Raw genomic sequence first — 12,632 nt, 5'->3', positions numbered from 1 at the left:
TTAATGAGTGATTTTAAAACTATAGACGTAAAAAATGTACATAATGCTGAGCCTTTTGTTATTAGATATTTAACTTTAATAAGTGCTTTTATTTTAGTTTTATTATTTATATTTATATTTGGCACTAATAGGCTTAATGAAGAATATAATATAATTAATATATGGAATAAAGAAATATCTTCTATATTAGACCCTGTTAATGATAATAACTATAGTATAGATGGTACTTTTAAGCATAATTTCTTTTCAAAGCCTGCAGGAATAATTCATTATTTCGATTCAAAAGGAAAGACATTATATTTTACAAATTTATCTGCTGGTGAATTAGCTTCATTGAATAATGGATATTTTATTAAGTATAAGAGATATGGTAATGTTATAGAATGCTACAACAGCAGCGGAGAGATTTTATGGCGTACCAATACTTCTGTATATCCAGAGATTTCACCTTATGCCAATAGGAGTATTTATCATTCTAGCGACAACTCTAAAGTGCAGATGTTTGATTATGATAATAACCCTTTAAGCGAACATATACAATATGGAGAAATTATTACAGACGGTGCTTTTGCTTCATATACAGGTGATTATATATCAGGTTTTTCTAGCGGTGATATAGCTTATATAAACAGAAATGGTAAAATGGATTATAGCATATCTACAATACTTAGCGAAATAAATATAGTAAAATCTGTTGCTTTAAGCGAGTATGGAAGTTTTGCTTTATCTATTAGCGGAATTAGACCAGAGTATATAACTTTGTATGATTCTAAGGGTAAATCGTTATGGTATTTGGATACTACTCTAAACAGAAGAAAACATGTATCTTCTTATGTTAGTGAGAAATCTATGCGTGCTTTTATGCTTGCAGACAGAGATATTATAATATATTCTCTAAATAACGGCAAAGAGATTAACAGAATAAACATAGAAAAATATAATATGCTAAATCCTGTTAATATGAAGCTTAATGCTGAAACTAATTCCACTATAATGAGTGTTTCTAAGGCTGGAAATAGTGAAGTGCTTATATATGACAATAAACTTGAAGAGGTGATATTTGAGAAAAGTATAGATGCTTGGGTTTATTATGTTGATATATCTACAGAGTATAATGAATATATGATAGTCAGCGATAAAATGATATATGCTTATAAGAGAGTAAAACTATGATAAAAAAAAGTTTATTATTTATTTTATTTATTCAGTCAATAATTTTTGCTAGGATTCCTATTGATGAAAATAAGATTAGAATAACAAGTACATTCGGAGAGTTTAGAACAGACCACTTCCATAATGGGGTAGATTTTGGCGGAAATAGAATGCCTATATATCCTATAGCAGACGGCGAGATAGTACATTATTCTGATTTTGATGAAGACCCTACAAGACCAGTATATGGAGTAGGCAATACTCTTATAGTAGAGCATTCTGAAGGTATTAGAAGTTATTATTATCATATAGATGATGGAAGCATAGAAAAAAATTATGCTAAGGTAACAGAAAATGATATACTTGCTTTAACAGGAAACACTGGTCGTTCTGGAGGTGCTCATTTGCATCTTACAATAGAAGATATGAAAAAGGGGCTTGTTATAGACCCTCTTGCTTATCTTGATATGAATAAAGGCTCTGAACAATCTCCTCTTATACATGGTATATATTTAAGAACAGAAAATAGATTAATACAGATAAAAGACAATATGTCTATAAGGTATAATGATGAGCTAAAATTATTTGTTAAGGCTTATGATTTGCTTGGAAGCATTCCTATGGGGCTTAAGAGAGTAAAAATATATATGAATGATGATTTGCTTAGAGATTATGATTTTACTTATTTTATTAAGCAGAACAATGTTTATTATATATCTCCAGATTATAGATTTGAAGATGTTTATGGAGTTGATTCTCATTATTATAGGGGAGGAAGTTTTATACCTAAACGCGGCAAATATATATTTAAAGCAGAGGTTACAGACTTTGATGATAAGAGTGTTGTGCTTACTAGAAGTGTGAATTTTCACTAGTTAAATAATATGTAAAGTATTGATATAATATTTATAATATGTTATAATTAATGAATTAAAAATTATAGAATGTGTAAAATATAGTAAATGATAGGGAGTTAAATCAATGGAAATTATCTTAAAGAAAGATTTTATATCACTTGGCTATGAAGGCGATATATGTAAAGTAAAAAATGGTTATGCAAGAAATTTCCTTATACCAAGAGGAATAGCTGTAGTAAAAAATGCTGCTAATTTAAAAACTTTAGCTCAAATGCAAAAAAGCTTAGAGAAAAAAAGAGCTAAAAGAAAAATGGAAGCAGAAATACTTAAAGGTAAAATTGTTGATATAAGTGTTATAATACCTGCTAAAGTTGCTGATAATGGTAAATTATATGGTTCTGTTAGCCAGCAGACTATAGTTGATGCTTTGAAAGAAAAAGAAATAGATATCAATAAACGCGATGTTCATATGGAAAAACATATTAAAGAACTTGGCGAATATGATGTTGAAATAAAATTATATCATAGCGTTAATGCTAATATCAAAATTAAAGTTGTTAATATTGATAGCGTTGATAATGCTACTAATGTTGAAGCTAACGCAGAAAATACTGAAGCTCTTAATACAACAGAAGAAAATAATTAATGAATAATACTCCATGCTCCATAGAGGCTGAAGAGTCTCTACTTGGAGCTATGCTTCAAAACTCTCAGGCTATATCTGCAGCAATTTCTAAAATAGTATCTAAAGATTTTTATAGCGAAAGAAATAGACTGCTTTATGAATGCATTCTTGAAATGCATAATAGAGGAATTGCTGTTAATGCTGAAACTACTTTAAGATATCTCAAAGAAAATGGTCTTTTCGACAAAATAATTCAAAATGATGAAGTATATTTAACAAAGATAATAGACGGAAGTCCTTTTCATCAAAATGCCAAATATTATGCAGAAATTATAGCAGAGAAATCTTTATTAAGAGATTTAATAACTGCCACTCAAGATATACAAAACTCAGCCTATGAAGCTAAAGACTCTGAAACTAAAGAAATAGCCGATTTTGCGGAAAAAAGAATATTTGAAGTTACTCAAAGAAGGCTTGATAATGATTTTATACATATAAGAGATTTACTTTATGAAGCGTTAACCACTATAGAAAACAGAAAAAAACATAAAGGTACTGTTACAGGTGTGCCTTCTGGTTTTATTGGGCTTGATAAAGTTACTCATGGTTTTCAGCCTTCAGATTTAATCATATTAGCAGCTCGTCCTTCTGTTGGTAAAACTAGCTTTGCTTTAAATATAGTTGAACATGTTATTACTAATATTGAATCTATGAATTTTGGTATTGGTTTTTTCTCTTTGGAAATGAGCAGTATGCAGCTTGTGGAGAGACTTATTGCTAGTAAGGCTAGGATTAGTTTGTCTCGTGTAAGGTCTGGGGATTTGGAGAGACCAGAGTGGACTAAATTAGGTCAGACTTTTAATAGTTTATCTCAGGCTAATTTGTTAATAGATGATTCAAGCCAATTAACTATTATGGAGATAAGAGGTAAAGCTAGGCAGATGAAATACAAGTTTGCCGAAATTGCCAAAACCACAGGAAAACCAATAGATTTGAAACTGATAGTAGTTGATTATTTACAGCTTATTCATTCTAATGCCAATACCAGAAGAAACGGCACAAGAGAACAAGAGATTGCAGATATATCAAGAGGTCTTAAAGCATTGGCAAAAGAGTTAAATGTACCTGTTATAGCATTAGCACAGTTGTCTAGGGCAGTTGAGCAGAGACAGGATAAACCAAGGCTTTCTGATTTGCGTGAATCTGGTTCTATAGAGCAAGATGCTGATATTGTTATGTTTCTTCATAGACAAAAGTCGAACAAAGAGGACAAAGATGAAGAAGTAATAGATGAGAAGAATAATCAGGTTGAAGTAATACTTGCAAAACATAGAAATGGTGCTATACTTGAAGGGTTGCCTCTTAATTTTATTGCTGACCAGACAAGATTTGAAAATATTAATGTTAATAATAATTAAAATAAGGACTTTTGCCCATGGAATTATTTGATGTTAAGATAGAAGTTAGAAAGGGTATAAAAAATAAGATTATCATATTGCTTGATACATTAGGTGAGTTTGCTTCTTTACTTATACAGATATTTAAATACACTTTTAGACCTAGTTTTTCTTTTAAGCTTTTAACTGACCAAATAGTGAGAATGGGGGTAGAGTCTTTTATTGTTGCTGCGGTAACTGTACTTTGTACTGGTATGGTAATGTCGCTTCAGATAGCAGTTGTTTTGGACAGCGTATTAAAAGGTATATCACAGTTTGTTGGTTCTATGGTTGGTAAGGCTATGGTTAAGGAATTATCTCCTATGCTTCTTGCTTTAATATTTGCGGGTAGGGTGGGAAGTTCTGTTACTGCTGAGATTGGTACTATGCAGGTAAGTGAACAATTGGACGCTTTAAAGACATTATATACTAATCCAATAGAATATGTTGCTGTGCCTAGATTTTGGGCTGCTGTTATATCTCTTCCTATGCTTACTGTTTCTGCTGATATAATAGGGGTACTTGGCGGGGCAGTTGTTACTGTGTTTGTACTTAATAATGATCCTGCTATTTATTTTGATAGGGCTATTGCTGTTATTTCGCTTGGGGACTTTATTGGAAGTTTAATAAAATCTACTATTTTTGGTGCTGAAGTTATTTTGATTTCTTGTTTCTATGGATTTAGAACTAATGGAGGAGCTGAAGGTGTTGGTAAAGCTACTACTATTAGCGTGGTTTATAGCTTTATGTTAATACTTATAACAGACTATCTATTAGTTTCAATACTTGGTATGTTTGGCATGTAATAAAATATTATATATTATTTATTGCTTCTATTATCGTATTAAAACGCATACCTAGTGAAGCTTTTATTAAAATTGCTGTCTCTTCATTACTATTTTTTATAATATCAATTATAGTGTTTATACTCTCTTCTACTTTTTTAAAATGCATTTTAGAGCATGTAACTTCATTATCTATTTTTTGAGAATTATCTCCGACTGTAATAACTTCATTTATGTTTTTTAATGAGTTTATAAATATTCCTATGTTTTTATGAAAAGAAGAGTTTTGAGTTTCTGTTTCAAGCATATCGCCTATAATAGCTATTTTTCTTTTTTCTTCTCTTTTAGATAAATATATAAGCATATTTTTTAATGCTGTAGGGTTTGAATTGTAGCAATCGTTTATAATAGAGCAGTTATTTATTTTTATTATCTGCATTCTATTTTTTTGATTTTGATAATTAGTTAAAGCTTTTGCACATTCTTCTAAATCTATGTTATAAAGTTCTGCTGCTTTTAGAGCCATTAATATATTTTGTAAATTAAAATCTCCAATTAAATTATGATTGAATGTTACGCCCTTATAAACAAAACTGTTATCATTTATCTTTTTTATTTCTTTTATGTCTGCTTCTATAATGTTTTTTATTTTTTTGTTTTTTGCTTCGCTTAATAATATATCTACTTTGTTTGTGTTTTTATTTATAATAGCATTTTCTTTTGCATTATTAAATAACTCACTTTTAGCAAGAGCTATATTTTCTAAAGAACCCAAAAAAGCAATATGCACAGGTTCAACATTATTAATAATAACAGTATCAGCTTCTATTGCTTCAGATATTCTTAAAAGTTCATTTTTATGATTCATTCCAGCTTCTATTACTGCCATCTCATAACTGTCATCTAAATTAAATATTGTTTTTGGCACTCCTATTTCATTATTAAAATTGCCTTCTGTTTTTAGTGTTTTATATTTTGTGCCTAAAAATAATGCTGTTAATTCTTTTGTAGTAGTTTTTCCGCAGCTTCCTGTAATTGATACTACTTTTATATTAAATCTTCTTCTATATTCTCTGGCCAACTTTATAAAAAATAATACACTATCATTAGTATAAACCACATTAGCGTCTTTTGGCATATTGATATTTTCTGAAAGTATAAAAAATCTGCATCCTTTATTGTATGTATCTAAAGCAAAATCATTGCCGTTAAACTTATCGCCTTTTATGGCTAAAAATAATTTGTTTTCATTAAAATCTTCTCTGCTGTCTGTGGATATTTGTAAATTTTTATTTTCATCAGTAGAGTTGAAGATACATTTTGAATTAGTTTCATTTGCTATTTTTATTATATCTTTTAGAGAAGTTTGTCCCATGTTATTTAAGTCCTTGTCTATTATTTTTAGTTTGCCAATTTTTGTTTTTTATAAATATATTATGAACTTTTTTTCTTGTGTAAGATTATACTTAGTCATCAAAAATGCAGTCCTTTTGCTTCTTTGGGTCACCAAAAGAAGTAGGGGGTTGGGGACTAGTCCACAAAATAATAAAAATATAAAAACTTATTTTTGACAGTAATAGTTTTAATAATATAATAACTCTAAATAATAAAAATTACTACTCATATATTTAATAATTGACTTTAATTATTATTAATGTATTATTTATATATAATTTAAAAAAGGATTTAAAAATATGACTTTTGATTATAAAGGCATTACAAATAAAAACAAAGAATTAATATTTATAGCAGGTCCTTGCGTTATAGAAAGCGAAGAGATGACTATGAATATTGCTAAAAAATTAAAAGATATAAAAGAGAGACTCAATATACAATTAATATTTAAAGCAAGTTATGACAAAGCTAATAGAACTTCATTATCTTCCTATAGAGGATTGGGAATGAAAGAGGGGCTTGAGATATTACAAAACATAGGAAAAGAGCTTGGACTTTTAACTATTACAGATATACATGTGCCTACAGAGGCTGAAGTTGCTGCTAAATATGTTGATTTTCTTCAGATACCTGCTTTTTTATGCAGACAGACTGATATGCTTAGGGCTGCTTGCGAAACTAAAAAGGCTGTTAATGTAAAAAAGGGGCAGTTTATAAGCGGTTATGATTGTAAGTATATAGCAGATAAATGTGCTGATGCAATAGAGGAAAAAAGGCTTTTACTTTGTGAAAGAGGTACTATGTTTGGATATGGTAATTTAGTTGTTGATATGAAGAATATGGAGATCATGAAAAACTATGCTCCTGTGGTTTATGATGCTACACATTCTTTGCAGATGCCTTCTGCTGCTAATGGTGTTTCGGGTGGGGCTAGGGAGTTTATACCTGCTTTACTAAAGTCGGCTGTTGCTTTATCTATTGACGGTATATTTATGGAAGTGCATCCTAATCCTAAAGAAAGCCTTTCAGATTCTAATACTATATTTGAACTTGATAAGGTTGAAGATTTGTGGAAAGATGTATTAAAAATAAATGAACTAGTAAAAAATATGTAATTATTATTTTTTTGATAGTTTTAATATAAGTCTGTCTATAAATAGTTCAATATATCCTAATATTGTAAATGCTATAGTAATAAATAGGGCATTCTTTAATACAGTTTTTATTCCGTATTTGTTTATATCTATAAAGAAGTATGGATAATAACTGCCGTTTGATAATTCGCTTCCGAGTTTTGCTCTTATAAATATAAACAAAAAGTAAATAAGGGGTATGATAAGCCATAGTATAGGGTCTATATTTTTATATATTCCTTTTTTGTCAAATAAAATATAATCAACTATAGTCATAATTGGCACTATATAATGAAGTATTGTGCTTCTTATAATATCTGCTCTGTTATCATAGCCTCCGCTAAGCAGAAAATGATATATTAAAAATGTAACAGTGATAGACATTGTTATTGTGCCTTTTAATCTTGGCATAAATGTTTTTTGTTTTTTTATTAAATATACTATATCTATAATAAAATAAACTATTACTAAAATATTGCTTTGATAGGTAAAATAATATAATGTTTCTACATCTATTTTTTTGTCTGCTGTTATAAGTCCGCTAATTACAGCAAATAGTCCTAATATAACTATTATTAATTTATAAATTATTTTTTTCATTGTTTATAAAAATCCATTATTTCTTTTGCAGTATTTTCTATATCGGTTGGTTTTATTCTTTTTATATTTTCTAATTTTTCATCTTTTCTAAACCAAGTTAATTGCCTTTTAGCAAAGTTACGAGTGTTTTTCTTTATTAATTCTTTAAGCTCATCTAAACTCATAGCATTATTAACTATATAGTCGTAACATTCTTTATAGCCAATAGCCTGTATTGATGTATTGGTTTTATCTACATTGTAATTGTTTATAATATATTTTACCTCATCAAGAAGCCCTTTATCAAACATATTATCAACTCTTTTATTTATATTGTTATAAAGTTCTTCTCTTTCAATATCTATAATATAGCTAATATATTCAATATCCAATTTTCTTTTTCTTTGTTTTTTTAATTCAGAAAACTTTTTTCCGGTATTATAATAAACTTCTAAAGCACGAACCACTCTTCTTGAATTGAATCTATCTATAGTTAAAGCGGCCTCTTTATCTATATTAAGCAAATCCAAATACAAACTTTCTAATCCATCTTTTTCTATTTTCTCATAAAGCTCTTTTCTTATTTTTATAGCTTTTTCTTTATCCTCATTTTCTTCTTCAAAAAGCCCGTATTTTATAGAATCAATGTAAAAACCAGTGCCTCCAACTCCAAATATAGGTGTATTATCTATATTGTCTACAGTCTCTTTTAATATATCAAGATAATCATTAACATTAAAATTGACAGAAGGCTCAATTAAATTTATCATTTTATAATTGTATTTTTTTATTTCTTCTTTGGAGGGTTTAGCAGAGCCTATATCCATATATCTATAAACCTGTATAGAGTCTATAGATAGTATGGCGGCATTATTGAAATAGTTATCTATAAGTTTATGTGTAAAATCACTTTTTCCAGAGGCAGTAGCTCCAGATATAAAAACTATTTTTTTCACAATTTAATATTATTCAGATTTTTTAGATGCTCTTTTTTTTCTTTTTGGTTTCTCTTCTTCTTCGTAATTATCTGTTATTTCATCATCATCGTCATCTATATCTTCCATAATAGTTTCTTCAACTTCTTCAACTTCATCATCAGTAACATATTCAGCATCATTATATGTAGCTTCAGTATGTTTGAAAGGTGCTTCTTCATCAACAGTCATTTGAGTATCTTTTTCGTATTCATATTTAATAGTACCATCAAGTATATTTTTTATTACTGTAGGTATATACTTACCATTTCTATATTTAGTTTCAGCTTTTAATAATTTTTCGCCTGATTTAGCAAGTTCTATCATAGCTTTACTAAGTTCATAGCGGTTGCCTTTATATTCAATAAGTTTTTTAAGTGGTATTATTCCCATTATAAATACTCCATTTATTATAATTTTGAATTTATAGCTTCTTCTAATTGCCTATAAGCTACATCAATTTCATCATTTTTTATAACAATATCAAATTTATTTTTATATTCCAATTCTCTTTTAGCATTTTGTATTCTAATCTTCATGCTCTCTTCAGATTCAGTTCCTCTTGCCTCTAATCTTGCTTTCAAATCATCTATTGAAGGAGGCTCTATAAATATATAGTTAGCATGTATTCCTTTTTCTTTTAAAAATAATGCTCCTTGTATATCTATATCCAATATTAATATAACTTTTTCATTATTAGCCTTTTCTAATTCTTTAAAAGAAGTGCCGTAATAATTATCATGAACATTAGCCCATTCAATAAAATCGCCATTATCTATCATTTTTTGGAAAGTATCTTTATCTATAAAGTAGTAATCTTTGCCGTCAACTTCACCTTCTCTAATATTTCTAGTTGTATGAGACACACTGAACATTGCATTTGAGTGTTTTGACATATATTTTTTTATTAAAGTTGTTTTACCAGCTGCCGATGGAGCTGTTATTACCACTATATTACTCATATAAAAAAGATACCCAATAGATAGTTTTATTGATTATACAACAAAGCAAAAAATATTTCAAGTTTTTTTCCAAACTTTACATAAGATATTCATTATTTTCTCATATTTTTTATTATTTCTATTGTTTCAAAGTCTAATTTTTCGCCTCTTTTTTCTAAATCTTTTATTATTATATTTATTTCATCATCATTCATGTTTTGTCCGAATTTTGCCTTTGCTGTGATGGTTTCTATTTTTATTATTCCTATCATCATTGATTTTTGAGCATATTCAAACATTTTGTTTTCTATTGATAAATTATTATTGTCTTTTTCATATTTTCTTACTAGTTCATATAATATATTTTTTCTTTTTTCAATCTTGTCTATTAGATTAACTTCTCCTTCAATATATACTGAAAAGAAAAATTGCGTTGGTATCATAGTATTATTATTAAATGTTGATGGTATGTATGAATATGGTTTTGATGCAGTAAAGGATACTTTTGGATTATTTTTTAATAATTCGTATTTTCTTCCGCTTGGAGCTCCGTGAAAATATATTTCATTATCTTTATAGCAGAAACTTATAGGTACACAGTATGGTGTTTTATCTGGTAATGACATGACTCCATATTCTATAGTGTTTAACATATTTTCTATTTCTTTTTTATCATTAAAATTAAATTCTTTTCTTCTCATTTTATTTATAACCTCAATAATAAGTTTTAATTATTTGATTATATCATTATAATATATATTTTGACAAATTATTTATTTTCTTATATTATATTATCCAATATTTTATTTAATTTTATATTAAAAATTTAATTAAAAAATTGGAGTGTTTCTTATGAAGATAGCTATATGCCAATTTGAAATAATACCTTCTATGCCGGTGATAAATGCTAGTAAAATGATTAAATATATTGAAGAAGCAAGGGATAATAATGCAGATATTATTGTTTTTCCAGAGCTTTCTGTTTCTGGGTATATGGTTGGAGATATGTGGGAGAGTGAATCATTTGTAAGAGAATGCGAGAGACTTGGAGAAGAGATAATAAAAGCTTCTAAAGATATATATGTTATTTTTGGTAATATTGCTTTAGATAAAGCTAAAAAAAACTTTGACGGAAGAGTGAGAAAATATAATGCATTGTTTGTAGCAAAAGATGGCAAGCTTATAGACAATAATACAACAGAATATAATTTCTTTATAAAAACTCTTCTTCCAAATTATAAAGAGTTTGATGACAGCAGACATTTTTACAGCCTAAAAGATTTAGCTTTAGAAAATGATGTAAGTATAAAAAAATATTTAAAACCATTAGAGATAGAAATTAATAAACAAAAAATAAAATTAGGCTTAACTATATGCGAAGATATGTGGGCTAAGAATTATAATGTAAACCCTATGGAAATAATGAAAGATGATGTTGATATGTTTATTAATATATCTAGTTCTTTTTATATTTTAGAAGATGAAACAAAAAAGAATAATATGTTTTCTGATATAGCAAAAAAATATAATAAGCCATTAATATATGCTAATAATGTAGGCATTCAAAACAATGGTAAGAATGTTTTTACTTTTGACGGAAGCAGCAGAGTTTATGATGAAAAAGGTAAACTACTTTTAAAAGGAGATAGATATAAAGAGGAAGTATATTATATAGAGTTTGATGATAAAAGTAAAAAAGAAGAGATAGCAGTAAAAGAAGAAAATGAATACAAACTCATATACGATACAGTTATTTACGGCATAAGAAAGTTTATGAAATCTATTGGAATGAATAGGGTAGTTATTGGGGTATCTGGAGGAATTGATTCTGCATTATCATCTGCTATGTATGTTAGTGCTTTGGGTGCTGATAATGTTTTACTTGTGAACATGCCTAGCAAGTTTAACTCTAATACAACTAAAAACCTTGCAAAGAGTTTATCTGATAATTTAGGCTGTGCTTATATGGTAATGCCTATACAAGAGTCTGTTGATTATACTATAAAACAGCTTGAAACTTCTCCTATGATTAAAGATGGAAAAGAGAGTTTCTTAAAAGTATCATCTTTTGTTACAGAAAACATACAGGCAAGAGACCGCTCTTCAAGAATACTAGCTGCTATAGCTGCAAGTTTTGGAGGTGTATTTACTTGCAATGCAAACAAAACAGAAACTATAGTTGGTTATTCTACTTTGTATGGTGATAATGCTGGTTTTTTTGCTTGCTTAGGAGATTTATGGAAGTATCAAATATATGGACTTGCAAAATATGTTAATGATAAAGTTTATAAAAGAGAGGTTATTCCAGAGGGTACAATTAATATAGTTCCAAGTGCTGAGCTTTCAACTGCACAGGCTGTAGATGAAGGTAAAGGCGACCCTATAAAATATGATTATCATGATTATTTATTTAAAACTATGTTTGAATCTTGGAAGAGAATTATACCTGAAGATGTTTTAGAGTGGTATATTGATGGAAGTTTAGAAGAGAAGATTGGGTGTAAAAAAGGACTATTAAAAAAATATTTTAAAACTGATATTGAGTTTATAGAGGATTTAGAGAAGTGGTGGAAGCAATATACTGGAATGGCTGTTTCAAAAAGAATACAGGCTCCTCCTATACTTTCTATTAGTAAAAGAGCTTTTGGAAATGGAAGCAAAGAGGCTCAAAATGGTGTTTATTATACTGCAAGATATTTACAATTAAAGAATGAAATATTAAATAAATAATACTTGCAATTATATTAACTTAAAA

General features: G+C 28.1%; 13 protein-coding genes. 7 read left to right on the top strand and 6 right to left on the bottom strand.

Annotated elements, in window-relative coordinates:
- The first annotated feature begins 3 nt into the window (after positions 1 to 3).
- From BPP43_RS03235 to BPP43_RS03215, 5 genes are all read left to right on the top strand, one after another.
- Positions 4 to 1,173 carry a hypothetical protein gene (locus tag BPP43_RS03235; RefSeq protein WP_015274155.1) on the top strand — a complete coding sequence of 390 codons (1,170 nt, stop codon included), beginning with the start codon at positions 4 to 6 and terminating at the stop codon, positions 1,171 to 1,173.
- Positions 1,170 to 2,027 (top strand): M23 family metallopeptidase, encoded by an 858-nt coding sequence (locus BPP43_RS03230; RefSeq protein WP_013245196.1) that lies wholly within the window; start codon positions 1,170 to 1,172, stop codon positions 2,025 to 2,027. Before BPP43_RS03235 ends, BPP43_RS03230 begins: the two co-directional genes overlap by 4 nt.
- A 106-nt stretch (positions 2,028 to 2,133) precedes the next feature.
- Positions 2,134 to 2,655, top strand: a complete 522-nt coding sequence (gene rplI / locus BPP43_RS03225) for a 50S ribosomal protein L9 (RefSeq protein WP_013245197.1) — start codon at positions 2,134 to 2,136, stop codon at positions 2,653 to 2,655.
- A complete protein-coding gene (gene dnaB / locus BPP43_RS03220; protein WP_013245198.1) occupies positions 2,655 to 4,052 on the top strand; it encodes a replicative DNA helicase in 1,398 nt (465 codons plus the stop codon). Before rplI ends, dnaB begins: the two co-directional genes overlap by 1 nt.
- Positions 4,053 to 4,069: 17 nt before the next feature.
- Complete coding sequence (locus tag BPP43_RS03215) at positions 4,070 to 4,876, top strand: MlaE family ABC transporter permease (protein WP_013245199.1); 807 nt, start codon at positions 4,070 to 4,072, stop codon at positions 4,874 to 4,876.
- 7 nt (positions 4,877 to 4,883) lie between these two features.
- Here the strand turns inward: BPP43_RS03215 and BPP43_RS03210 are convergent, their stop codons facing one another.
- Positions 4,884 to 6,230 (bottom strand): UDP-N-acetylmuramoyl-tripeptide--D-alanyl-D-alanine ligase, encoded by a 1,347-nt coding sequence (locus tag BPP43_RS03210; protein WP_015274154.1) that lies wholly within the window; start codon positions 6,228 to 6,230, stop codon positions 4,884 to 4,886.
- A gap of 319 nt (positions 6,231 to 6,549) precedes the next feature.
- On the opposite strand from BPP43_RS03210, the gene kdsA reads away from it, so the two are divergent.
- Positions 6,550 to 7,365, top strand: coding sequence for a 3-deoxy-8-phosphooctulonate synthase (kdsA, locus tag BPP43_RS03205; RefSeq protein ID WP_015274153.1), 816 nt, complete (start codon positions 6,550 to 6,552; stop codon positions 7,363 to 7,365).
- 3 nt (positions 7,366 to 7,368) lie between these two features.
- Here kdsA and BPP43_RS03200 read toward each other — a convergent pair whose 3' ends face one another.
- From BPP43_RS03200 to BPP43_RS03180, 5 genes are all read right to left on the bottom strand, one after another.
- Positions 7,369 to 7,983, bottom strand: coding sequence for a Pr6Pr family membrane protein (locus tag BPP43_RS03200; RefSeq protein ID WP_015274152.1), 615 nt, complete (start codon positions 7,981 to 7,983; stop codon positions 7,369 to 7,371).
- Complete coding sequence (gene miaA, locus BPP43_RS03195) at positions 7,980 to 8,918, bottom strand: tRNA (adenosine(37)-N6)-dimethylallyltransferase MiaA (RefSeq protein WP_015274151.1); 939 nt, start codon at positions 8,916 to 8,918, stop codon at positions 7,980 to 7,982. The genes BPP43_RS03200 and miaA overlap by 4 nt, the downstream gene beginning before the upstream one ends.
- 9 nt (positions 8,919 to 8,927) lie before the next feature.
- Positions 8,928 to 9,329, bottom strand: a complete 402-nt coding sequence (locus BPP43_RS03190; RefSeq protein WP_013245204.1) for a hypothetical protein — start codon at positions 9,327 to 9,329, stop codon at positions 8,928 to 8,930.
- 17 nt (positions 9,330 to 9,346) lie between these two features.
- Positions 9,347 to 9,898, bottom strand: a complete 552-nt coding sequence (gene gmk / locus BPP43_RS03185; RefSeq protein WP_013245205.1) for a guanylate kinase — start codon at positions 9,896 to 9,898, stop codon at positions 9,347 to 9,349.
- A 92-nt stretch (positions 9,899 to 9,990) separates the two neighbouring features.
- A complete protein-coding gene (locus BPP43_RS03180) occupies positions 9,991 to 10,578 on the bottom strand; it encodes a pyridoxamine 5'-phosphate oxidase family protein (RefSeq protein ID WP_015274150.1) in 588 nt (195 codons plus the stop codon).
- A gap of 151 nt (positions 10,579 to 10,729) precedes the next feature.
- Here BPP43_RS03180 and nadE point away from each other — a divergent pair, with 151 nt between their 5' ends.
- Positions 10,730 to 12,607, top strand: coding sequence for an NAD(+) synthase (gene nadE / locus BPP43_RS03175; RefSeq protein ID WP_015274149.1), 1,878 nt, complete (start codon positions 10,730 to 10,732; stop codon positions 12,605 to 12,607).
- Positions 12,608 to 12,632: the final 25 nt, after the last annotated feature.

It is taken from the genome of Brachyspira pilosicoli P43/6/78, from assembly GCF_000325665.1.
Taxonomy (GTDB): domain Bacteria; phylum Spirochaetota; class Brachyspiria; order Brachyspirales; family Brachyspiraceae; genus Brachyspira; species Brachyspira pilosicoli.
Note: the sequence above shows the minus strand (reverse complement) of the source record. Positions and strands in the feature narration are given on the sequence as shown.